Source organism: Thioclava sp. NS-SX20, from assembly GCF_057380695.1.
In genome coordinates this window covers 2077113-2100174 of sequence record NZ_CM170816.1, presented here as the reverse complement: position 1 = coordinate 2100174, position 23062 = coordinate 2077113, and the positions used below count along the sequence as shown (strand labels likewise).

Genomic DNA, 23062 nt, shown 5'->3' with positions numbered 1-23062 from the left:
CGGGGAGGGGGCGTCACGGTGCCCCTTTACCGCATGAGCCATAAAAAAGGCGGCCTTTCGGGCCGCCTTTTCGTTGATGTCCGGTGGATCAGGCGGCCACGGCCAGAGGGGCAACGCCCAGCTCGGTATGGACCTTTTCGATGACGGCCTCGGGCAGACCGAGCGCATTTGCGAATTCTTCGAGGTAAGCGGTGTCTTTCGCACAGTCAGGGTCTGCGGCCATTACCGACACGGCATAGGCCTGCGGCTCCAGACCCGACGGGATCTTCGAGGTCAGGCGCTCGATATCGATAGGGGCCTCCAGCACGTGTTTGACAAAGGCGCGTTCTTCGCCATGCATGCCGTCAAGCTTGGACAGAAGTCTTTCACGCTCGGTCTGGTCGATGACCTCATCGGCCTTGGCGGATTGCAGCAGTGCTTTCACCAGAACAGCGGCCGCGACATTCTGCGCGGGGGAGGGCTTTTTCCACGGTTCTGCACCGCTGGCGAAAGCCGAGTTCAGCTCTTCACCGAAGGATCGTTCCGAGGTGACGCGCTGCGCCGGTGTCTTGCCCAGACATTCACTGCTGGTCGCATCGGAGAGCTGTTCCAGCAATTTGCCAAGCCCGCCACGCGCGCCGCACATATTGCGCGACAGTTGCGAGATCGCATCGCTCATTCCGCCACTGCCGGCAGAGCTGGAGCGATGGCGCACCAGCGAGGCGCTGCGGCCCAGACGTTCCAGCATGGCGCCCATGCTGTTGCCGCTGAACTGGCCGAGGTGATTCACTTTGCCGCCCAGCAGATTGGCAATGCGCTCTTCGCCGGTGCCGTCAACGTCACCATTCAAGAGACCACCAGAGCCACCAATCTCACCCCTGCCCGCACGGGCAAGATTGGAGCCGCCTTTTGCTTGGGACATTCCCAAGGCAACTTTGGCGAGTGTTCCGACGAATGACATGATGGCCTCCTGCAGTATCAGATATGACGAGTGTATGACGTAGCTTACGAAAAGTCAGGGGGAGGGGTTCCTCTCCTGTGGGACTGTGACTTGCGGGCTACGCAAGAATTCGCCACTCGAGCGTATGAAATGAACAATTTGCACAAATATCATGCCGGATTTCACATTTTGTGCAATCTTCCTGACGCAGGGTTCGGCCCTGCCGTGCGCTTTTGTCGCGCTTGGCCGATGACGGCGGACCCCGTTGGGAAGACGGCGCGGGAAGCTTCTGTATGCTCCGGCAGGAAAACTATGGCTGAAAGCCGCGCGAATGCACTTATCCCGCTTGATTTTTCTGCTGTGGGGAAATATCTAGCCCGCGATATTGTCACGGGCCTTCAGCCGGCCCCCCAAACCAGAGGCGTCCCGCGAGATGGCAAAGGAAAAGTTTGAACGTAACAAACCGCACGTCAACATCGGCACCATCGGCCACGTTGACCACGGTAAAACCACGCTGACCGCTGCAATCACCAAATATTTCGGTGACTTCAAAGCCTACGACCAGATCGACGGCGCACCGGAAGAAAAAGCACGCGGCATCACCATCTCGACCGCACACGTCGAGTACGAGTCGGAAACCCGCCACTACGCGCACGTCGACTGCCCCGGCCACGCTGACTATGTGAAAAACATGATCACCGGTGCGGCACAGATGGACGGCGCGATCCTGGTTGTGAACGCAGCTGACGGCCCGATGCCGCAGACCCGCGAGCACATCCTGCTGGGCCGTCAGGTTGGCATCCCCTACATGGTCGTTTACCTGAACAAGGTTGACCAGGTGGATGACGAAGAGCTGCTGGAACTGGTGGAAATGGAAGTTCGTGAACTTCTGTCGTCCTACGACTTCCCCGGCGACGATATTCCGATCATCAAGGGTTCGGCTCTGGCCGCTCTGGAAGGTCGCGATCCGGAAATCGGCGAGAACTCGATCCGTGAGCTGATCGCAGCTGTCGACGAATACATCCCGACCCCGGCACGTGCTGTTGACCAGCCCTTCCTGATGCCGATCGAAGACGTGTTCTCGATCTCGGGCCGTGGTACCGTTGTGACCGGTCGTGTCGAGCGCGGCGTGATCAACGTTGGCGACGAACTGGAAATCGTTGGTATCCGCGACACCAAGAAAACGACCTGCACCGGTGTGGAAATGTTCCGCAAGCTGCTGGATCGTGGTGAAGCAGGCGACAACATCGGCGCCCTGCTGCGCGGTATCGACCGTGAAGGCGTCGAGCGTGGTCAGGTTCTGTGTAAGCCGGGTTCGGTCAAGCCGCACACCAAGTTCGAAGCAGAAGCCTATATCCTCACCAAAGAGGAAGGTGGCCGTCACACGCCGTTCTTCGCGAACTACCGTCCGCAGTTCTACTTCCGCACCACGGACGTCACCGGGACCGTTACGCTGCCGGAAGGCACCGAGATGGTTATGCCGGGCGACAACCTGAAGTTCGAAGTCGAACTGATCGCACCGATCGCAATGGAAGACGGTCTGCGCTTCGCAATCCGCGAAGGCGGTCGTACCGTTGGCGCAGGCGTTGTGTCGAAAATCCTCGCATAATCCTTCGGGAGAATGCGCGATACGGAAGGGCGGCCTTTGGGCCGCCCTTTTGCTTTGCGCCCCTTGTGGTCTGGCGGGGGAGGGGCGCTGCCCCTCTTGGGGCCGGGGCGGCCCCAATTCACCCCGGGATATTTCAAGCAGCTGGAAAGGGTTGACCTGTGGCGGGGAAGAAAATGACACCGAGGAGCGATTCCTTGAAAATGTCTCTTGATTTCCCTCTTGGGGGTCTGTATCTCCCGCTCACGGCCTAGGGGTATAGCTCAGTTGGTAGAGCATCGGTCTCCAAAACCGAGGGTCGCGGGTTCGAGTCCCTCTGCCCCTGCCAGTCCTTTCCTTCGATGAAGTGCTCATGTTGGCGGGCTGGTGACGGTCGGCGCTACAGGAGTGTAGCGGCGCGTGAATGTAGCCAGCCTGTTTCGGGCGACTAGAGGAAGATGGCATAATGGCAAATCCCCTTCGGTTCTTGCAGCAGGTGCGTTCGGAAACCGGCAAGATTTCTTGGCCGTCGCGTCGCGAGGTGGTGCTGACCTCGGTTATGGTTCTCGTCTTGACGGCGCTGACGGCGTTGTTCTTCTCGGGGGTCGATTTCGTAATTCGACTGGGAGTCGGCCAGCTGATCGGCTGATCTTCCAATAGGGTGGAGCGGGCTTGAAAAAGCCCTGCGACGTCTGTATGGGAGCATGACTCTCCGGAAAAGGGCGTGCATCGATTCGGATCGTGCGCGCTCGTTTTGTTTCGGTGTCGGGGTCGGGCCGCAAGGCAACGGCGCGACAAAATGGGAATTCGCGGCGTCTTGGGCGTCGAATGAGGAAAAGGCAGGCTCGAGCATGGCGAAGCGTTGGTATTCGGTGATGGTTCTCTCGAATTTCGAGAAGAAGGTTGCCGAGCAGATCCGGCAGTCCGTTGCCGAGAAGGGCCTTGAGGACGAGATCGAAGAAGTTCTCGTTCCGACCGAAGAAGTGATCGAAGTGCGCCGTGGCAAGAAAGTCACCTCGGAGCGCCGCTTCATGCCGGGCTATGTGCTGGTGCGGATGGATATGACCGATCAGGGCTATCACCTGATCAACTCGACCAACCGCGTGACGGGCTTCCTTGGCCATCAGGGCAAGCCGATGCCGATGTCGGATGCGGAAGTGAACCGCATGCTGAACCGCGGTGGGAGCGCTTCGGCCGAGAAGGCCGAGCCGCGCAGCCTGATCACCTTCGAGGTGGGTGAGAATGTGAATGTGACCGACGGGCCTTTCGAGGGCTTCTCGGGGATGGTCGAGGAAGTTGACGACGTTGCGAGCCGCCTGAAAGTGACGGTGTCGATTTTCGGTCGTCCGACCCCGGTCGAGTTGGAATTCACTCAGGTGCAGAAAATCGCCTGAGCGAGTGTGGGAGGTGTCGGGAATGAGCCCGCGCCGTGACCACTAAACTTGCCCTTCGGGGCAGAGTGATGAAGGAGCAGCCAAATGGCTAAGAAAGTGGTTGGGCAGCTGAAGCTGCAAATCGCAGCGGGTTCCGCGAACCCGTCCCCGCCCGTCGGCCCCGCATTGGGTCAGCGCGGCATCAACATCATGGAATTCTGCAAGGCGTTCAACGCCAAGACGCAGGAGATGGACAAGCAGGCGAAGATCCCGACGGTCATCACCTACTATGCCGACAAGTCGTTCACTTTCGAAGTGAAGCAACCGACCGCGTCCTTCTTCATCAAGCAAGCTGCTGGCCTGAAGCCGGTTGGCAAGCGTAACCGCCCGAAGGGGTCGGTTGCACCGGGTCGTGAAGTTGCAGGCACCATCACCGCAGCCCAAGTCCGTCAGATCGCGGAAGCGAAAATGTCGGACCTGAACGCCAACGACATCGAAGGCGCGATGAACATCATCCTCGGCTCCGCGAAGTCGATCGGTATCGAGGTGAAAGGCTAAGTCATGGCAAAGCTCGGTAAACGCACCAAAGCCGCACGCGAAGCATTCGCAGGCAAAGAACTGATCACCGTCGAGGACGCAGTTGCACTGGTGAAAACCAATGCAAAAGCAAAATTCGACGAGACGCTCGAAATCGCAATGAACCTTGGCGTTGATCCGCGTTACGCAGACCAGATGGTCCGTGGCGTTGTGACCCTGCCGAACGGCACCGGTAAAACGGTTCGTGTTGCTGTTTTCGCACGTGGCCCGAAAGCTGACGAAGCCAAGGCTGCAGGCGCGGACATCGTTGGCGCAGAAGACCTGATGGAAACCATCCAGTCGGGCAAGATCGAATTCGATCGCTGCATCGCGACCCCGGACATGATGCCGATCGTCGGCCGTCTGGGTAAGATCCTCGGCCCGCGCAACCTGATGCCGAACCCCAAAGTCGGCACCGTGACCATGGACGTGAAAGCGGCCGTGGAAGCTGCCAAAGGTGGTGAAGTCCAGTTCAAAGTCGAAAAAGCCGGTGTGATCCACGGCGGCATCGGCAAGGTGTCCTTCTCGGAAGAGCAGCTGGCACAGAACGTTCGCGCGTTCGTGGAAGCTGTTGCAAAAGCCAAACCGGCTGGTGCAAAAGGCAACTACCTGAAAAAGGTCTCGATCTCCTCGACTATGGGTCCGGGCGTGTCGATCGACCTGACTTCGGCAACCGGCAACTAAGCACGGTCCGGAAAAATAGGGGAGGGGCGGTCTTCGGGCCGCCCTTTCTTTTTATATGTTGAGCGAAAATTAAAGCTTCACAAGTGTTGCGTGACGGTGTAGGAACGCAGCCTGTTGCACCTCTGGCCTGATGGTCATGGTGGAACGATTCGTCCGAGACGGTGGGTGGGGTGCGAACCTGATAAATCCTGCCTGAGACGGGAAGGACCAGATTTCCAAGGTGCTTTGCATGAAGCCCCAAAGGTGATCTTGGACGGACCGTTGCGGACCCCGAGTCGGGGCAGCTGCCCCGGCAAAATGAGCCGGAGGGTCAAACCTCCCAACTTGGAGTGTAACTGTGGATAGAGCCCAGAAAGAGAAAGTGGTCGACGAGCTCGGCCAGATCTTCGAAAGCTCTGGCGTCGTGGTGGTTGCCCACTACGAAGGCCTGACGGTTGCTGAAATGCAGGACCTGCGCGCGAAAATGCGTGAAGCGGGCGGGTCTGTGCGCGTTGCCAAGAACAAGCTCGCCAAGATCGCCCTTGCGGACAAGCCGTGCGAAAGCATCGCTCAGTACCTCACGGGCATGACTGTGCTTTCCTATTCCGAAGATCCGGTCGCAGCTGCGAAAGTGATCGTGGAATACGCCAAAGGGAACGAGAAACTCTCGATCCTCGGCGGCGCTATGGGGAATGATGCACTTGACGTCGCCGGTGTTAAAGCCGTTGCAGCTATGCCGTCGCGTGAAGAGCTTATCGCTCAGATCGTGTCGTGCCTGGGTGCACCCGCTTCGAACATCGCCGGTGCCATTGGCGCGCCTGCTTCGAACATCGCGGGCATTCTCTCGACCATCGAAGAGAAAGCTGCGTAAGCAAACTGTTATGGCCTTCGTTGTGGCTTGAAGCCCGACGTTGGAAAACCCAAATCTTAGGAACTGAGTAAAATGGCTGATCTGAAAAAACTCGCCGAAGAAATCGTTGCTCTGACGCTGCTGGAAGCGCAAGAGCTGAAAACCATCCTGAAAGACGAGTACGGCATCGAGCCGGCAGCCGGTGGCGCCGTCATGATGGCTGGCCCGGCAGCAGCTGCTGAAGCGGCTGAAGAAAAAGACGAATTCGACGTCGTTCTGGTTGACGCTGGTGACAAGAAAATCAACGTCATCAAAGAAGTTCGCGGTATCACCGGTCTTGGCCTGAAAGAAGCCAAAGAACTCGTTGAAGGCGGCGGCAAAGTCAAAGAAGGCGCCAACAAAGCGGAAGCCGAAGAAATCAAGAAAAAGCTCGAAGAAGCAGGCGCAAAAGTCGAACTCAAGTAATTGGGTTCGGTGCGTATGCATCGAGTTTGACACTAGGCTGGGTCCGGAGTTTCCGGGCCCAGCCGAACCTGTCTCGGAGAGTGCTTTTGCTGAAAAGTGTTCTCCAAGGCGGCGTTCGCGGCTCGGGAGCTGACCGGTGGGACGGTTGGCAGGTATGGAGCCGCCCCCCTTATCGCCAGGCGTTGCGCAATGGGCCCCGACATTGCGCCGCACGCGAAAAGACGAAAGGTGACGACGAGCATGGCTCAAGCTTACGTTGGTCAAAAGCGCATTCGCCGCTACTACGGTAAGATCCGCGAAGTCCTCGAAATGCCGAACCTCATCGAGGTTCAAAAAGCATCCTATGATCTGTTCCTGCGCTCCGGCGAAGGGGAGGGGCATCTGGATGGCGAAGGCATCAAGGGTGTTTTCCAGTCGGTTTTCCCGATCAAAGATTTCAATGATAATGCGATTTTGGAGTTCGTGAAATACGAGCTCGAAAAGCCGAAATACGACGTTGAGGAATGCCAGCAGCGCGACATGACCTACAGCGCCCCGCTGAAGGTCACCCTGCGCCTCATCGTATTCGATGTCGACGAGAACACCGGTGCGCGTTCCGTGAAGGACATCAAGGAACAAGACGTGTTCATGGGCGACATGCCCCTGATGACCAAAAACGGGACCTTCGTCGTGAACGGGACCGAGCGGGTTATCGTTAGCCAGATGCACCGTAGCCCGGGCGTGTTCTTCGACCATGACCGCGGCAAGACCCATTCCTCGGGCAAGCTGCTGTTCGCATGCCGGATCATTCCGTATCGCGGGTCGTGGCTCGATTTCGAATTCGACGCCAAAGACCTCGTGTTCGCACGGATCGACCGCCGCCGGAAACTGCCGGTGACGACGCTGCTCTATGCGCTTGGTATGGATCAGGAAGGCATCATGGATGCCTATTATGACACTGTAACCTACACCTCCAAAGGGCGTCAGGGCTGGGTCACCAAATTCTTCCCCGATCGTGTGCGTGGCACCCGTCCGACCTATGATCTGGTCGATGCGGATTCGGGCGAAGTGATCTGCAAAGCGGGCGACAAGATGACCCCGCGTATGGTCAAGAAGATCAAGGACGAAGGTCAGATCACCGATCTTCTGGTGCCCTTCGACCATATTCTGGGTCGCTTCTGCGCCAAGGATATCGTCAACGACCAGACCGGCTTCATCTATATCGAAGCAGGCGACGAGCTGACCGCGGAATATGACCGCGATGGCGATCTGGTGGGTGGTTCGGTCAAGACCCTGATCGATAATGGCATCACCGAGATTCCGGTGCTGGACATCGATAACGTCAATGTCGGTCCCTATATCCGTAACACGCTGGCAGCCGATAAGAACATGAACCGCGATGGCGCGCTCATGGATATCTACCGCGTCATGCGTCCGGGCGAGCCGCCGACCGTCGAGGCCGCGTCGAATCTGTTCGATTCGATGTTCTTCGACAGCGAGCGTTACGATCTTTCCGCTGTTGGCCGCGTGAAGATGAATATGCGTCTGGATCTGGATGCCCCCGATACCCAACGGACGCTGCGTCCGGCAGATATCGTGGCCTGCATCAAGGGTCTGGTGGAGCTGCGCGACGGCAAGGGCGAGATCGACGATATCGACCACCTCGGCAACCGTCGTGTCCGTTCGGTCGGCGAGCTGATGGAAAACCAGTATCGCGTCGGTCTGCTGCGCATGGAGCGTGCGATCAAGGAACGTATGTCCTCGGTCGAGATCGACACCGTGATGCCGCAGGATCTGATCAACGCGAAACCGGCAGCGGCGGCTGTGCGTGAATTCTTCGGCTCCTCGCAGCTGTCGCAGTTCATGGACCAGACCAACCCGCTTTCGGAAGTCACGCACAAGCGTCGTCTCTCGGCCCTCGGCCCGGGCGGTCTGACGCGTGAACGTGCAGGCTTCGAGGTGCGCGACGTTCACCCGACCCATTATGGCCGGATGTGTCCCATTGAAACGCCGGAAGGTCAGAACATCGGTCTGATCAACTCGCTGGCAACCTTCGCCCGTGTGAACAAATACGGTTTCATCGAAACCCCGTATCGCAAGGTTGAAGACGGCAAGGTCACGGATGACGTGGTCTATATGTCGGCTACCGAAGAGATGCGCCACACCGTGGCTCAGGCAAACGCTGACCTCGACGAGGAAGGCCGCTTCAAGAACGAACTCGTCTCGACCCGTCAGGGCGGCGAATTCATGCTCAACCCGAACGAAGCGGTCGATCTGATCGACGTTTCGCCGAAACAGCTTGTTTCGGTCGGTGCGGCACTGATTCCGTTCCTTGAAAACGACGACGCGAACCGCGCCCTGATGGGGGCGAACATGCAACGTCAGGCCGTGCCGCTGATCCGTGCCGAAGCACCCTTCGTGGGCACCGGTATGGAAGCGACCGTGGCGCGCGATTCGGGGGCTGCGATCTCGGCGGACCGTTCGGGCATCATCGACCAGGTCGATGCGGCACGTATCGTTATCCGTGCGACCGAAGACCTCGAGCCGGGCGATCCGGGCGTTGACATCTATCGTCTGCGCAAGTTCAAACGTTCGAACCAATCCTCCACCATCAACCAGCGCCCGCTGGTGAAAGTGGGCGAGTCGGTCGTGAAGGGTCAGGTTATCGCTGACGGTCCCTCCACCGATCACGGCGATCTGGCCATCGGCCGGAACGTGGTCGTGGCCTTCATGCCGTGGAATGGCTACAACTACGAAGACTCGATCCTGATCTCCGAGCGTATCCACAAAGACGACGTGTTCACCTCGATCCATATCGATGAATACGAAGTTGCGGCCCGCGATACGAAGCTTGGTCCGGAAGAGATCACCCGCGATATCCCGAACGTCGGTGAGGAAGCCCTGCGCAACCTCGACGAAGCCGGTATCGTCTATATCGGTGCCGAAGTCGGCCCGGGTGACATTCTTGTCGGTAAGATCACGCCGAAGGGTGAAAGCCCGATGACGCCGGAAGAAAAACTTCTGCGCGCCATCTTCGGTGAGAAAGCGTCCGACGTGCGCGATACCTCGCTGCGTCTGCCGCCGGGTGCCTATGGGACCATCGTGGAAGTCCGCGTCTTCAACCGTCATGGTGTGGACAAGGACGAACGTGCGCTGCAGATCGAGCGTGAGGAAGTCGAACGTCTGGGTCGCGACCGCGATGACGAGCTCGCCATTCTCGAGCGCAACATCTACGCCCGTCTGCGTTCGATGATCATCGGCAAGACTGCGGTCAAGGGCCCCAAAGGCATCAAGCCGGGTTCCGAGATCACGGTTGACCTGCTGGCAACCCTGTCGCGCGGCCAATACTGGCAGCTCGCACTGGAAGACGAAGCCGACGCGAAAGAAGTCGAGGCTCTGAACGACCAGTACGAGGCGCAGAAGAAGGCGCTGGATCTGCGTTTCGAAGACAAGGTCGAGAAAGTCCGTCAGGGCGACGATCTGCCTCCGGGCGTGATGAAGATGGTCAAGGTCTTCGTGGCTGTGAAGCGCAAGCTTCAGGCAGGCGACAAGATGGCAGGCCGCCACGGGAACAAGGGTGTTGTGTCGAAAGTCGTTCCGGCTGAAGACATGCCGTTCCTGGCCGATGGTACGCCGGTCGACCTCGTTCTGAACCCGCTGGGCGTGCCTTCGCGGATGAACGTCGGTCAGATCCTTGAAACCCATATGGGTTGGGCCTCGCGCGGTCTGGGCCTTCGCATCGACGAGGCGCTGAAAGACTATCGCAAGTCGGGCGATCTGACGCCGGTGCGCGAAGCGATGCGCTATGGCTATGGCGACGAGACCTATGAGGACGCCTTCGCCGAGATGGAAGACGAGCGTTTCGTGGAAGCGGCAGAGACCGTACGCACGGGGGTTCCGATTGCCACGCCGGTCTTCGACGGTGCGAAGGAAGAAGACATCAATGACGCGCTGCGTCGTGCGGGCTTCGACACTTCGGGTCAGTCGGTGGTCTTCGACGGTCGGACCGGTGAGCAATTCGCTCGTAAGGTCACGGTGGGTGTGAAGTACTTCCTGAAGCTTCACCACCTCGTCGACGACAAGATGCACGCGCGTTCGACCGGTCCGTACTCGCTTGTTACCCAGCAGCCGCTGGGTGGTAAGGCGCAGTTCGGTGGTCAGCGTCTCGGGGAGATGGAGGTCTGGGCTCTGGAAGCTTATGGCGCCGCCTACACCCTGCAAGAGATGCTCACCGTCAAGTCGGATGACGTGGCAGGCCGGACGAAGGTCTATGAATCGATCGTCAAGGGCGAGGACAACTTTGAAGCCGGCGTGCCGGAATCCTTCAACGTTCTCGTCAAAGAGGTCCGGGGCCTTGGCCTCAACATGGAACTCCTGGATGCGGAGGATGACGAGTAAGGGGGCCTCCCCCTTACTTTCCCCCGCCTCTGCTGCCCCCTAACAAGGATTTTCAGATGAACCAGGAAATCACGACCAATCCGTTCAACCCGCTGGCACAGCCCAAGCAGTTTGACGAGATCAAGGTGTCGCTGGCATCGCCGGAACGGATCCTCTCGTGGTCCTACGGCGAGATCAAAAAGCCGGAAACCATCAACTACCGCACGTTCAAACCCGAGCGTGACGGTCTGTTCTGCGCCCGTATCTTTGGCCCGATCAAAGACTACGAATGCCTTTGCGGCAAATATAAGCGCATGAAATATCGCGGCGTTGTCTGCGAGAAATGCGGTGTAGAAGTCACACTGCAAAAGGTCCGCCGCGAGCGTATGGGCCATATCGAACTGGCCGCGCCCTGCGCCCATATCTGGTTCCTCAAGTCGCTGCCCTCGCGCATCGGCCTGATGCTGGACATGACGCTGCGTGACCTCGAGCGTATTCTCTACTTCGAAAACTATGTCGTCATCGAGCCGGGTCTGACCGACCTGATGTATGGCCAGTTGATGACCGAAGACGAATATCTCGACGCGCAGGACCAGTATGGCGCAGATGCTTTCACCGCCAATATCGGTGCTGAAGCGATCCGCGAGATGCTGGCAGGGATCGATCTGGAAGCCACCGCAGAGACCCTGCGCGAAGAGCTGAAAGAAGCGACCGGCGAGCTGAAGCCGAAGAAGATCATCAAGCGTCTGAAGATCGTCGAGAATTTCCTCGAGTCGGGCAACCGTCCCGAGTGGATGGTGCTGACCGTTCTTCCGGTGATCCCGCCGGAACTGCGTCCGCTTGTGCCGCTGGATGGTGGCCGCTTCGCGACCTCGGATCTGAACGATCTCTATCGTCGTGTGATCAACCGGAACAACCGTCTGAAGCGCCTGATCGAACTGCGTGCGCCCGATATCATCGTGCGCAACGAAAAGCGTATGCTGCAGGAATCGGTCGATGCGCTGTTCGACAATGGCCGTCGTGGCCGCGTGATCACGGGCACCAACCGTCGCCCGCTGAAATCGCTGTCGGATATGCTCAAGGGTAAGCAGGGCCGCTTCCGTCAGAACTTGCTCGGTAAGCGCGTCGACTTCTCGGGTCGTTCGGTTATTGTGACCGGTCCGGAACTCAAGCTGCACCAGTGTGGTCTGCCGAAGAAGATGGCTTTGGAACTCTTCAAGCCCTTCATCTATTCGCGCCTCGAGGCCAAGGGCCTGTCGAGCACCGTGAAACAGGCGAAGAAGCTTGTCGAAAAAGAGCGTCCGGAAGTTTGGGATATCCTCGACGAGGTCATCCGCGAACACCCCGTCTTCCTGAACCGCGCACCGACGCTGCACCGTCTTGGCTTCCAGGCGTTCGAACCGACGCTGATCGAAGGCAAGGCCATCCAGCTGCACCCGCTCGTCTGCTCGGCGTTCAACGCGGACTTCGACGGTGACCAGATGGCTGTGCACGTCCCGCTGAGCCTTGAAGCCCAGCTGGAAGCGCGCGTCCTGATGATGTCGACGAACAACGTTCTGTCGCCCGCAAACGGCGCGCCGATCATCGTTCCGTCGCAGGATATGATCCTTGGTCTTTACTACCTGACCATGGAGCGCAAAGGCATGAAGGGCGAAGGCATGGTCTTCGGCTCGATCGAAGAGATGGAGCACGCGCTGAACGCGGGTGAGCTGCATCTGCATGCCAAGATCCACGCCCGCGTGAAGCAGATCGACGAGACCGGCAACGAAGTGTTCATCCGCTTCGAGACCACTCCGGGCCGTCTGCGCCTTGGGTCGCTCTTGCCGCTGAACGCGAAAGCACCCTTCGACCTGGTGAACCGTCTTCTGCGGAAGAAAGACGTGCAGAATGTCATCGACACCGTCTACCGTTATTGCGGCCAGAAAGAGTCGGTGATCTTCTGTGACCAGATCATGTCGATGGGCTTCAAGGAAGCGTTCAAGGCAGGGATCTCGTTCGGTAAGGACGACATGGTGATTCCGGATACCAAGTGGACCATCGTCAATGATGTCCGCGATCAGGTGAAGGATTTCGAACAGCAGTATATGGACGGCCTGATCACTCAGGGCGAGAAGTATAACAAGGTTGTCGATGCATGGTCGAAATGTAACGATCAGGTCACCGAAGCCATGATGTCGACCATTTCGGCTGCGAAATATGACGAGAACGGTGCCGAGATGGAACCGAACTCGGTCTATATGATGGCCCACTCCGGTGCACGGGGCTCGGTCACGCAGATGAAGCAGCTGGGCGGTATGCGCGGCCTTATGGCCAAGCCGAACGGCGAGATCATCGAGACGCCGATCATCTCGAACTTCAAGGAAGGTCTGACCGTTCTTGAATACTTCAACTCGACCCACGGCGCCCGTAAAGGTCTGTCGGATACGGCACTGAAGACGGCAAACTCGGGTTACCTGACCCGTCGTCTGGTGGACGTGGCGCAGGACTGCATCGTGCGTGCGCATGATTGCGGCACCGATAAGGGGATCACGGCTTCGGCAGCGATCAACGATGGTGAAGTGGTTGCGCCGCTGTCCGAGCGTGTTCTGGGCCGTGTGGCTGCAGATGACGTTCTGGTTCCGGGCTCGGACGAGGTGCTGGTGCGCCGCAACGAACTGATCGACGAGCGTAAAGCCGATCAGATCGAGGCGGCCGGCGTTCAGTCGATCCGTATCCGTTCGGCGCTGACCTGTGAGGCGGAAGAGGGCGTTTGCGCACTCTGCTATGGTCGTGACCTTGCGCGCGGGACCATGGTCAACCAGGGCGAGGCCGTCGGTATCATCGCGGCACAGTCCATCGGTGAACCCGGTACCCAGCTGACGATGCGGACCTTCCACATCGGCGGTGTGGCTCAGGGTGGCTCGCAATCCTTCCTCGAGGCAAGCCAAGAGGGTAAGATCGAGTTCCGCAATCCGTCGCTCTTGGAAAACGCCAATGGTGAGCAGATCATCATGGGCCGGAACATGCAGATCGTGATCGTCAATGACCACGGCGAGGAACTGGCAAGCCACAAGGTCGGCTATGGTACCCATGTCTTTGTGAAAGAAGGCGATGTGGTCAAGCGCGGCACCAAGCTGTTCGAATGGGACCCCTATACCCTGCCGATCATCGCCGAGAAGGCCGGTAAAGCGAAGCTCGTGGACCTCATCGCGGGTCTGTCGCTGCGCGAGGACACGGACGAAGCAACTGGTATGACGCAGAAGATCGTGTCCGACTGGCGTTCGTCGTCGCGTGCAAAAGACCTCAAGCCGGAGATCTTCATCGTTGATCAGGATGGCGAGCCGGTCCGCAATGATGCGGGTCACCCGGTGATCTATCCGATGTCGGTCGATGCGATCCTTTCGGTTGACGAGGGGCAGGACATCCGTGCCGGTGACGTGGTCGCCCGTATCCCGCGCGAAGGCGCGAAGACGAAGGACATTACCGGTGGTCTGCCGCGTGTGGCCGAACTCTTCGAAGCCCGTCGTCCGAAGGATCACGCGATCATCGCCGAGATCGATGGCTATGTGCGCTTTGGGAAAGACTACAAGAACAAGCGCCGCATCGCGATCGAACCGCGTGAAGAAGGTCTGGATGCCGTCGAATACATGGTGCCGAAAGGCAAGCACATCCCGGTGCAGGAAGGCGACTTCGTGCAGAAGGGTGACTACATCATGGACGGTAACCCGGCACCGCATGACATTCTGCGCATCATGGGGATCGAGGCTCTGGCCGGATACCTCATCAACGAAGTGCAGGACGTCTATCGTCTGCAAGGTGTGAAGATCAACGATAAGCATATCGAAGTGATCGTGCGCCAGATGCTGCAGAAGATCGAGGTGCTGGATTCCGGCGACACCACGCTTCTCAAGGGCGAGCATGTCGACAAGGTCGAGTTCGACGAGGTCAATGCCAAGGCAGAGGCCCGTGGGGTTCGTCCGGCGCATGGCGAGCCGGTTCTGCTGGGGATTACCAAAGCCTCGCTGCAGACCCGTTCGTTCATCTCGGCGGCGTCCTTCCAGGAAACCACCCGCGTTCTCACCGAGGCATCCGTCCAAGGTAAGCGCGACAAGCTGGTTGGCCTGAAAGAAAACGTCATCGTGGGTCGTCTGATCCCGGCAGGGACGGGCGGGGCCACCAGCCAGGTCCGTCGTGTGGCAAGCGAGCGCGACAGTGTCGTGATCGAGGCCAAGCGCGCCGAGGCAGAGCAGGCGGTTGCGCTTGCTGCACCGTCGAACACCGATAGCGGTGCCGATTTCGGTGTTGTCGAAACGCCGGAAAGCCGCGACTGAGACCGGTCTGACTGAACTGGCATGGGGCCTCGCTGCATCAGCGGGGCCCTTTGTCGTGAACGTGTATAGCGGTCGGGCTGCGTCCCCGTTAGAGACAGCGCAAGATATACATGACATGGCTGTCACCCCAGTGTTACAGGGGAATGGCAAGAGCGCGATCAAGAAACGAATGCTGCGGTAGATGACAGAGCTGACGATAATAATTCCCGCCAAGAACGAAGCCGAGAATATTGCGGCGCTGGTCGATGAGATCCATAGCGTGTGTGAGGCACGGTATGACTACGAGGTGATCGTCATTGATGACGGTTCTACCGATGCGACCGGACAGATCCTCGCGGAGCGCCTGCAAAGCGATGCGCGGTTGCGGCTGTTGTCCAACCGGCAGTCTGGTGGGCAAAGTGCGGCCGTCCATAGCGGTGTGCTTGCTGCGCGCGGGCGGATCTGCTGCACGCTGGATGGCGACGGGCAGAACCCGCCCCCCGACATTCCGAAACTCGTCGATGCGCTGCTGGCCGATCCCGAGGCGGGGCTTGTTGCGGGCCAGCGGGTCGGGCGGCAGGATACATGGTCGAAGCGCTATGCTTCGAAATTTGCCAATGCGCTGCGGGCGCGGGTTTTGCAGGATGGCACGCGCGACACGGGCTGTGGCCTCAAGGCGTTCCGCCGCGATGCGTTTTTGCTGATGCCTTTCTTCAACCATATGCACCGCTATCTGCCCGCGCTCTTCGCGCGCGAAGGGCTACGGGTGCTTCTGGTCGATGTCAGCCATCGCCCGCGTCTTGGCGGGCAGTCCAACTATAACAATTTCCAGCGTGCGATGGTCGGGATTGTCGATCTGTGCGGTGTGGCATGGTTGCTGCGCCGGAAAAAGACCGCCCGCCCGACCGAGATTCTGGTCAAGGAGACCGGCCTATGATCGACCATCTGTTAAAGCTGTTCCATGTCGAGAATGGCACAGAGCTGGCGTGGGTGCTGTTCGGCCTGTCGGCACAGCTGATGTTTACCGCGCGCTTTCTGGTGCAATGGATCGCGTCTGAAAAGGCACAGGATTCGGTGATGCCGGTGGCGTTTTGGTATTTCTCGCTTCTGGGCGGGGTGATGCTGCTGTCTTACGCGCTTTATCGCCATGATCCGGTCTTCGTGCTCGGGCAGGCGCTTGGGGTGGTGATCTATTCACGTAATCTATGGCTGATCCATGCAAAACGCCGTCGTGACAGCTGAGAAGGCATGGTGGCCGCGCGCGCTGGCGGTTGTCGCGCTGATTACGGCGCTGCGGCTGCTGGCGCTGGCCTTCAACAAGGCAGAACTCTTTGTTGACGAGACCCAATATTGGTTCTGGGGCCAGAATTTCGATTTCGGGTACTATTCCAAGCCGCCGCTGATCGGCTGGCTGATCCGTGCGGTAACCGATCTGGCGGGCCGTTCCAGCCCGTTCTGGGTGCGGATGCCGGGAGCGGTCCTGCATGGCGTGACAGCACTGGTTCTGGGCCTGACGGCCGCGCGGCTCTTCGATGCGCGCACGGCCTTCTGGACCGCGCTGACCTATGTGACCCTGCCATTCGTGGCGCTCGGGTCGTTGCTGATATCGACCGATACCGTCATGGCGCCGTTTTTTGCCGGCGCGATCCTGTTCTTTGTCCGGACCTGCCAGACGCGCGGGGCAGGGAGCGCAGTGCTGACGGGGCTCTGTGCCGGTGCGGGCTTCATGGCGAAATATGCCGCGATCTATCTGATCCCCGGCGCGCTACTCGCGGCGCTTGTCCTGCGCGACTTCCGCCCCGGCTGGCGCAACAGTCTGTTGATGGTCGTGGCCTTCGGGGGGGTGATTGCGCCCAATGTGCTCTGGAACCTGACCCATGACCTGACGACCGTCGAACATACGATGGATAATGCGGGCTGGGTGCGAACGGGGGCCCATCTGAACTGGGGGTCGCTGGGGGAATTCTTTGCCAGCCAGTTCGGGGTGTTCGGGCCGGTGTCCATGCTGGCTCTGCTATGGGGCTATCTGCGTCCGGCCAATGGCCCGCAGAAGGCGCTGGCGCTGCTGTCGATCCCTGCCTTGGCGGTGGTTCTGGTGCAGGCGTTGCTGGACCGTGCCTATGCGAATTGGGCGGTCGGTGCCTATTTCGCGGGGACCATTCTGGCGGTTTCGGTGCTGGCACCGCGCTGGCGCAGGATCGCCGTTGCCGTCAATCTGGTGCCCTGTGTGCTGCTGCCTGTCCTGACATTGCTGGCCCCCTGGCCGGAGGTTGGCGGCAAGCCGCTTCTGCAGCGCTATCTTGGCCGCGCCGAATTGAGCAAGGCGGCATTATCGCTGGCCCATAGCGCCGGTCTGCCACTGGTGTCGGACAATCGCGATGTTCTGGCCGATCTGTTCTATCAGGGGCGCGATGGTCAGGTGCCGATCTATGCCGTGCCGCCCGAGGGACGTCCGCGCAGCTATTACGAACAGATGCGCGCCATGCCCGAGGGGCTAGGGCCAGTGCTTCTGATTGCTACGCAACCACCCGCAGCCTGTCAGGGGGGCGAAAGCGCGGCACTTCCGCGCAGCGGCTACTGGGCGCGCTATGATATGCGGGCGTGGTATGTTGAGGCGGAGTGTCTGTATGCGCGCTAATACCTATCGCCGGGCCGGTCTTTGGCTTTTGATCATGTGGACGGTGGCGGTCTGTCTGTTCGAAGCCTTTCCGCAGATCGATCTCTGGGTGACGGCGTTATTCTACACGCCAAAGCTCGGGTTTACGGCGGGGTGGCTGGATCCGGTGCTGGAATATCTGCGGCAACGGATCTGGGATCTTTCGGTCCTTCTGGCCGTGGTCTCGCTGGTCATGGTCGGGCTCTGCGCCGTCTTGCGCCGCCCGCTGCTGCGCCTGACCTTGCGCGATTGGGCATGGATCATGCTCAGCTATCTCATCGGGCCGGTGATCTTGGTCAATGGCCTGTTCAAAGCCTATTCGGGGCGCGCCAGACCTGCCGAGATCCTGCCTTTCGGCGGCGAACACCTGTTTACACGGGCGTGGCAATTCGCGGATCAATGCACAAGCAACTGCTCCTTCGTTTCGGGCGAGGGGGCGGCGGTCGTGATTCTGTCCTTGGGGCTCTGGCTGGTCGGGCGGCGCTGGTGTGGCGCGCGCGGCCAGGCCCGCGCGACAGGCTGGGCGTGGGGGCTTTCGGTCTTTGTGTTGCTACAACGCCTTGTTACAGGGCGACATTTCCTGTCGGATCTGACATTTGCGGCGCTGATATCGCTGACAATCGCCTGGGCGCTCTGGGGGCTTTTGCAGAACGGCGGCAAACGCCGTGCAGAGTTGACAAAGGCGGGGCAAGAGCCTATACGCCGCCCATCCCCACGGGCCTGAAAACCGTGTGGGAGACTGAAACATCGGTGGTATCACTCCGGACCCATGTCCGTCCTCCCGTGTTTCGCACGCAGTCTTCCGAAGCGACATGCGGACGGAGATTGCGATTTGGCGTTTGTGCGAATGGGCGCATGACGCTGTCGAGAAGTGGCGCCATCATCCCGGTGGCGAGTATTGACAACCTGATAGAAAGCGAACGGGGAACCGAATGCCGACAATCCAGCAGCTGATCCGCAAACCGCGTCAGCCGAAAGTGCAGCGCTCTAAGTCGCAGCACCTCCAGCAGTGCCCGCAAAAACGTGGCGTCTGCACGCGTGTGTACACCACCACGCCGAAGAAACCGAACTCCGCTATGCGTAAAGTCGCCAAAGTGCGTCTGACGAATGGCTTCGAGGTCATTTCCTACATCCCGGGCGAAAAGCACAACCTGCAAGAGCACTCTGTTGTTCTGATCCGCGGCGGCCGTGTGAAAGACCTTCCGGGTGTCCGTTACCACATCCTCCGCGGTGTGCTGGATACCCAAGGTGTTAAAGATCGTCGTCAACGTCGCTCCAAATACGGCGCGAAGCGTCCGAAGTGATCGTAGGAAAGGGATACACATATGTCTCGTCGTCACGCCGCTGAGAAGCGCGAAGTTCTCCCGGACGCCAAATTTGGTGACCGCGTTCTGACCAAGTTCATGAATAACCTGATGATCGACGGTAAGAAATCTACCGCCGAACGCATCGTCTACAACGCACTGGATCGCGTCGAAGGCAAGCTCAAGCGCGAGCCGATCGAAGTGTTCCACGAAGCCCTCGACAACGTGAAGCCGGCTGTTGAAGTCCGTTCGCGTCGTGTGGGTGGTGCAACCTACCAAGTTCCGGTCGAAGTTCGTCCGGCACGCCGCGAGGCGCTGGCAATCCGCTGGCTGATCTCGGCTGCACGTGGTCGCAATGAAAACACCATGGAAGAGCGTCTTGCAGGCGAACTTCTGGACGCGGTGAATTCGCGCGGTACGGCAGTTAAGAAACGCGAAGACACGCATAAAATGGCCGACGCGAACAAAGCGTTCAGCCATTATCGCTGGTAAACCCAACGGAAGGACGCCCTATGGCACGCGACTATCCCCTTCAGCGGTACCGCAACTTCGGGATCATGGCCCACATCGATGCGGGCAAGACCACCACGACGGAGCGGATCCTCTACTACACCGGCAAGTCCCACAAAATCGGCGAAGTCCACGACGGCGCCGCAACCATGGACTGGATGGAGCAGGAGCAGGAACGCGGCATCACGATCACGTCTGCTGCGACCACGACTTTCTGGCAGCGTCAGGAAGATCCGACCGCAGAAGGCACCTCGGACACCAAGTACCGCTTCAACATCATCGACACCCCCGGCCACGTGGACTTCACCATCGAGGTGGAACGTTCGCTGGCCGTGCTTGACGGCGCAGTTTGCCTTCTCGACGCCAACGCAGGCGTTGAACCGCAGACCGAAACCGTTTGGCGTCAGGCTGACCGCTACAAGGTTCCGCGGATCGTGTTCGTCAACAAGATGGACAAGATCGGTGCGGATTACTTCAACTGCGTCAAAATGATCAAGGACCGCACCGGTGCCACCCCGGCACCCGTCTGTCTGCCGATCGGCGCAGAAGATAAGCTTGAAGGCATCATCGACCTGATCAAGATGGAAGAATGGGTCTGGAAAGGTGAAGACCTCGGCGCAAGCTGGGCTCGTGAGCCGATCCGTGCCGATCTTCAGGACATGGCAGACGAGTGGCGCGCCAACCTCATCGAGATTGCTGTAGAGCAAGACGATGATGCGATGGAAGCCTATCTCGAAGGCAACGAGCCCGACGAGGACACCCTGCGGAAACTGATCCGTAAGGGCACCCTGTCGCTTTCGTTCGTGCCGGTTTTCGCCGGTTCGGCCTTCAAGAACAAGGGCGTCCAACCGCTGCTGAACGCGGTTATCGACTTCCTTCCCTCGCCGCTCGACGTGCCCGCCTATACCGGCTTCGCACCCGACGACGAGACCGAAACGCGTAACATCGAACGTCATGCGTCCGATGAGGAACCCTTCTCGGGTCTCGCGTTCAAAATCATGAACGACCCCTTCGTGGGCTCGCTGACCTTCACCCGTATCTACTCGGGCGTGCTGAAGAAGGGCGATTCCGTCCTGAACTCCACGAAGGGCAAGAAAGAGCGCATCGGTCGTATGATGATGATGCACGCGATCAACCGTGAAGAGATCGAAGAAGCATTCGCAGGCGACATCATCGCGCTGGCTGGCCTCAAAGAGACCACCACCGGTGACACCCTCTGTGATGCATCCAAGCCCGTCGTTCTCGAAACGATGACCTTCCCGGAGCCGGTGATCGAGATCGCCGTGGAACCGAAGTCTAAAGCCGACCAAGAGAAAATGGGCATCGCCCTGGCTCGCCTGGCAGCAGAAGACCCGTCCTTCCGCGTCGAGACCAACTTCGAATCCGGTCAGACCATCATGAAGGGCATGGGCGAACTTCACCTTGACATCCTTGTTGACCGCATGAAGCGCGAATTCAAGGTCGAGGCGAATATCGGTGCTCCGCAGGTGGCGTATCGCGAGACCATCTCGATGCCGGCAGAGATCGACTACACGCACAAGAAACAAACCGGTGGTACCGGTCAGTTCGCGCGCGTGAAACTGGCGATCACTCCGACCGAGCCGGGCGAAGGTTACTCGTTCGAATCGAAAATCGTTGGTGGTGCTGTTCCGAAGGAATACATCCCGGGCGTCGAGAAGGGCATCCAGTCGGTTATGGACTCCGGTCCGCTGGCAGGCTTCCCGGTTATCGACTTCAAGGTCGCTCTGCTTGACGGCGCGTTCCACGATGTCGACTCGAGCGTTCTGGCCTTCGAAATCGCAACCCGTGCCGCAATGCGCGAAGGTCTTCGTAAGGCCGGTGCAAAGCTGCTCGAGCCGATGATGAAAGTGGAAGTCGTGACGCCGGAAGAATATACCGGTTCGATCATCGGCGACCTGACCTCGCGTCGTGGTATGGTTCAAGGGCAAGACACCCGCGGCAACGCGAATGTCATCAACGCCTTCGTTCCGCTCGCCAATATGTTCGGCTACATCAACAACCTGCGCTCCATGTCTTCGGGCCGCGCAGTGTTCACGATGATCTTCGCGCATTACGAAGCCGTTCCGCAGAACATCTCGGACGAAATCCAGAAACAATACGCCTGATCTATATGCGTCCGCGGCAGCCCCGCGGGCGTACCCCTTAGATCAGTACCCTGTGACAGGAGGCCATTATGGCAAAGGAAAAGTTTGAACGTAACAAACCGCACGTCAACATCGGCACCATCGGCCACGTTGACCACGGTAAAACCACGCTGACCGCTGCAATCACCAAATATTTCGGTGACTTCAAAGCCTACGACCAGATCGACGGCGCACCGGAAGAAAAAGCACGCGGCATCACCATCTCGACCGCACACGTCGAGTACGAGTCGGAAACCCGCCACTACGCGCACGTCGACTGCCCCGGCCACGCTGACTATGTGAAAAACATGATCACCGGTGCGGCACAGATGGACGGCGCGATCCTGGTTGTGAACGCAGCTGACGGCCCGATGCCGCAGACCCGCGAGCACATCCTGCTGGGCCGTCAGGTTGGCATCCCCTACATGGTCGTTTACCTGAACAAGGTTGACCAGGTGGATGACGAAGAGCTGCTGGAACTGGTGGAAATGGAAGTTCGTGAACTTCTGTCGTCCTACGACTTCCCCGGCGACGATATTCCGATCATCAAGGGTTCGGCTCTGGCCGCTCTGGAAGGTCGCGATCCGGAAATCGGCGAGAACTCGATCCGTGAGCTGATCGCAGCTGTCGACGAATACATCCCGACCCCGGCACGTGCTGTTGACCAGCCCTTCCTGATGCCGATCGAAGACGTGTTCTCGATCTCGGGCCGTGGTACCGTTGTGACCGGTCGTGTCGAGCGCGGCGTGATCAACGTTGGCGACGAACTGGAAATCGTTGGTATCCGCGACACCAAGAAAACGACCTGCACCGGTGTGGAAATGTTCCGCAAGCTGCTGGATCGTGGTGAAGCAGGCGACAACATCGGCGCCCTGCTGCGCGGTATCGACCGTGAAGGCGTCGAGCGTGGTCAGGTTCTGTGTAAGCCGGGTTCGGTCAAGCCGCACACCAAGTTCGAAGCAGAAGCCTATATCCTCACCAAAGAGGAAGGTGGCCGTCACACGCCGTTCTTCGCGAACTACCGTCCGCAGTTCTACTTCCGCACCACGGACGTCACCGGGACCGTTACGCTGCCGGAAGGCACCGAGATGGTTATGCCGGGCGACAACCTGAAGTTCGAAGTCGAACTGATCGCACCGATCGCAATGGAAGACGGTCTGCGCTTCGCAATCCGCGAAGGCGGTCGTACCGTTGGCGCAGGCGTTGTGTCGAAAATCCTCGCATAATCCTTCGGGAGAATGCGCGATACGGAAGGGCGGCCTTTGGGCCGCCCTTTTGCTTTGCGCCCCTTGTGGTCTGGCAGGGGAGGGGCGCTGCTTTTGGTCGATGCCCTTCTGAGCGTTGTTCCTGCCCGCGACGCGCGCTAGATAGA

The 23062-nt window shown here is 59.2% G+C and carries 18 protein-coding genes and 1 tRNA gene; 18 read left to right on the top strand and 1 reads right to left on the bottom strand.

Going from position 1 to position 23062, the window contains the following annotated elements; translation table 11 throughout:
• Positions 1-88 precede the first annotated feature (88 nt).
• Positions 89-940 carry a DUF533 domain-containing protein gene (locus tag AC2ISB_RS10275; RefSeq protein ID WP_406721236.1) on the bottom strand — a complete coding sequence of 284 codons (852 nt, stop codon included), beginning with the start codon at positions 938-940 and terminating at the stop codon, positions 89-91.
• Positions 941-1352: 412 nt separating this feature from the next.
• On the opposite strand from AC2ISB_RS10275, the gene tuf (AC2ISB_RS10270) reads away from it, so the two are divergent.
• From tuf (AC2ISB_RS10270) to tuf (AC2ISB_RS10185), 18 genes are all read left to right on the top strand, one after another.
• Positions 1353-2528 carry an elongation factor Tu gene (tuf, locus tag AC2ISB_RS10270; RefSeq protein ID WP_339108092.1) on the top strand — a complete coding sequence of 392 codons (1176 nt, stop codon included), beginning with the start codon at positions 1353-1355 and terminating at the stop codon, positions 2526-2528.
• A 249-nt stretch (positions 2529-2777) separates the two neighbouring features.
• Positions 2778-2853, top strand: a tRNA-Trp gene (locus AC2ISB_RS10265).
• Between the two features lie 117 nt (positions 2854-2970).
• Positions 2971-3153: a preprotein translocase subunit SecE gene (secE, locus tag AC2ISB_RS10260; protein WP_339108106.1), complete on the top strand. Its 183-nt coding sequence runs from the start codon at positions 2971-2973 to the stop codon at positions 3151-3153.
• Between the two features lie 202 nt (positions 3154-3355).
• Complete coding sequence (nusG, locus tag AC2ISB_RS10255; protein WP_339108105.1) at positions 3356-3898, top strand: transcription termination/antitermination protein NusG; 543 nt, start codon at positions 3356-3358, stop codon at positions 3896-3898.
• 84 nt (positions 3899-3982) lie between these two features.
• The gene (gene rplK, locus AC2ISB_RS10250; protein WP_339108104.1) at positions 3983-4435 is read left to right on the top strand and encodes a 50S ribosomal protein L11; all 453 of its coding nucleotides are present in this window, start codon (positions 3983-3985) and stop codon (positions 4433-4435) included.
• Between the two features lie 3 nt (positions 4436-4438).
• Positions 4439-5137, top strand: a complete 699-nt coding sequence (gene rplA, locus AC2ISB_RS10245) for a 50S ribosomal protein L1 (protein ID WP_339108103.1) — start codon at positions 4439-4441, stop codon at positions 5135-5137.
• Between the two features lie 337 nt (positions 5138-5474).
• Positions 5475-5987, top strand: coding sequence for a 50S ribosomal protein L10 (rplJ, locus tag AC2ISB_RS10240; protein ID WP_339108102.1), 513 nt, complete (start codon positions 5475-5477; stop codon positions 5985-5987).
• A gap of 72 nt (positions 5988-6059) precedes the next feature.
• The gene (gene rplL / locus AC2ISB_RS10235; RefSeq protein WP_339108101.1) at positions 6060-6431 is read left to right on the top strand and encodes a 50S ribosomal protein L7/L12; all 372 of its coding nucleotides are present in this window, start codon (positions 6060-6062) and stop codon (positions 6429-6431) included.
• Positions 6432-6671: 240 nt separating this feature from the next.
• Positions 6672-10808, top strand: a complete 4137-nt coding sequence (rpoB, locus tag AC2ISB_RS10230) for a DNA-directed RNA polymerase subunit beta (protein WP_339108100.1) — start codon at positions 6672-6674, stop codon at positions 10806-10808.
• Positions 10809-10864: 56 nt separating this feature from the next.
• A complete protein-coding gene (gene rpoC, locus AC2ISB_RS10225; RefSeq protein WP_339108099.1) occupies positions 10865-15097 on the top strand; it encodes a DNA-directed RNA polymerase subunit beta' in 4233 nt (1410 codons plus the stop codon).
• Positions 15098-15278: 181 nt separating this feature from the next.
• Positions 15279-16013 carry a glycosyltransferase family 2 protein gene (locus tag AC2ISB_RS10220; RefSeq protein WP_339108098.1) on the top strand — a complete coding sequence of 245 codons (735 nt, stop codon included), beginning with the start codon at positions 15279-15281 and terminating at the stop codon, positions 16011-16013.
• Positions 16010-16318 carry a lipid-A-disaccharide synthase N-terminal domain-containing protein gene (locus tag AC2ISB_RS10215; RefSeq protein WP_339108097.1) on the top strand — a complete coding sequence of 103 codons (309 nt, stop codon included), beginning with the start codon at positions 16010-16012 and terminating at the stop codon, positions 16316-16318. The genes AC2ISB_RS10220 and AC2ISB_RS10215 overlap by 4 nt, the downstream gene beginning before the upstream one ends.
• Entirely contained in the window at positions 16308-17714 is a 1407-nt protein-coding gene (locus AC2ISB_RS10210) for an ArnT family glycosyltransferase (RefSeq protein WP_486574914.1), read from the top strand. Before AC2ISB_RS10215 ends, AC2ISB_RS10210 begins: the two co-directional genes overlap by 11 nt.
• Positions 17704-18456 (top strand): phosphatase PAP2 family protein, encoded by a 753-nt coding sequence (locus tag AC2ISB_RS10205; protein WP_486574913.1) that lies wholly within the window; start codon positions 17704-17706, stop codon positions 18454-18456. Before AC2ISB_RS10210 ends, AC2ISB_RS10205 begins: the two co-directional genes overlap by 11 nt.
• A gap of 208 nt (positions 18457-18664) precedes the next feature.
• Positions 18665-19036, top strand: coding sequence for a 30S ribosomal protein S12 (gene rpsL, locus AC2ISB_RS10200; protein ID WP_096433949.1), 372 nt, complete (start codon positions 18665-18667; stop codon positions 19034-19036).
• Between the two features lie 21 nt (positions 19037-19057).
• On the top strand, positions 19058-19528 hold the full coding sequence (gene rpsG, locus AC2ISB_RS10195; protein ID WP_339108094.1) for a 30S ribosomal protein S7: 471 nt from the start codon (positions 19058-19060) through the stop codon (positions 19526-19528).
• Positions 19529-19548: 20 nt separating this feature from the next.
• Complete coding sequence (gene fusA, locus AC2ISB_RS10190; protein WP_339108093.1) at positions 19549-21672, top strand: elongation factor G; 2124 nt, start codon at positions 19549-19551, stop codon at positions 21670-21672.
• A gap of 68 nt (positions 21673-21740) precedes the next feature.
• Positions 21741-22916 carry an elongation factor Tu gene (gene tuf / locus AC2ISB_RS10185; protein ID WP_339108092.1) on the top strand — a complete coding sequence of 392 codons (1176 nt, stop codon included), beginning with the start codon at positions 21741-21743 and terminating at the stop codon, positions 22914-22916.
• The last annotated feature ends 146 nt before the right edge of the window (positions 22917-23062 follow it).

Bases quoted from the DNA above. Each gene is read 5' to 3' on its own strand.
- AC2ISB_RS10205 (WP_486574913.1), top strand. From the start codon at position 17,704: ATGCGCGCTAATACCTATCGCCGGGCCGGTCTTTGGCTTTTGATCATG.
- rpoC (WP_339108099.1), top strand. From the start codon at position 10,865: ATGAACCAGGAAATCACGACCAATCCGTTCAACCCGCTGGCACAGCCC.
- AC2ISB_RS10215 (WP_339108097.1), top strand. From the start codon at position 16,010: ATGATCGACCATCTGTTAAAGCTGTTCCATGTCGAGAATGGCACAGAG.
- AC2ISB_RS10275 (WP_406721236.1), bottom strand. From the start codon at position 940: ATGTCATTCGTCGGAACACTCGCCAAAGTTGCCTTGGGAATGTCCCAA.
- rplA (WP_339108103.1), top strand. From the start codon at position 4,439: ATGGCAAAGCTCGGTAAACGCACCAAAGCCGCACGCGAAGCATTCGCA.
- AC2ISB_RS10220 (WP_339108098.1), top strand. From the start codon at position 15,279: ATGACAGAGCTGACGATAATAATTCCCGCCAAGAACGAAGCCGAGAAT.
- tuf (WP_339108092.1), top strand. From the start codon at position 1,353: ATGGCAAAGGAAAAGTTTGAACGTAACAAACCGCACGTCAACATCGGC.
- nusG (WP_339108105.1), top strand. From the start codon at position 3,356: ATGGCGAAGCGTTGGTATTCGGTGATGGTTCTCTCGAATTTCGAGAAG.
- rpsG (WP_339108094.1), top strand. From the start codon at position 19,058: ATGTCTCGTCGTCACGCCGCTGAGAAGCGCGAAGTTCTCCCGGACGCC.
- tuf (WP_339108092.1), top strand. From the start codon at position 21,741: ATGGCAAAGGAAAAGTTTGAACGTAACAAACCGCACGTCAACATCGGC.
- rpoB (WP_339108100.1), top strand. From the start codon at position 6,672: ATGGCTCAAGCTTACGTTGGTCAAAAGCGCATTCGCCGCTACTACGGT.
- secE (WP_339108106.1), top strand. From the start codon at position 2,971: ATGGCAAATCCCCTTCGGTTCTTGCAGCAGGTGCGTTCGGAAACCGGC.
- rpsL (WP_096433949.1), top strand. From the start codon at position 18,665: ATGCCGACAATCCAGCAGCTGATCCGCAAACCGCGTCAGCCGAAAGTG.
- fusA (WP_339108093.1), top strand. From the start codon at position 19,549: ATGGCACGCGACTATCCCCTTCAGCGGTACCGCAACTTCGGGATCATG.
- rplL (WP_339108101.1), top strand. From the start codon at position 6,060: ATGGCTGATCTGAAAAAACTCGCCGAAGAAATCGTTGCTCTGACGCTG.
- rplK (WP_339108104.1), top strand. From the start codon at position 3,983: ATGGCTAAGAAAGTGGTTGGGCAGCTGAAGCTGCAAATCGCAGCGGGT.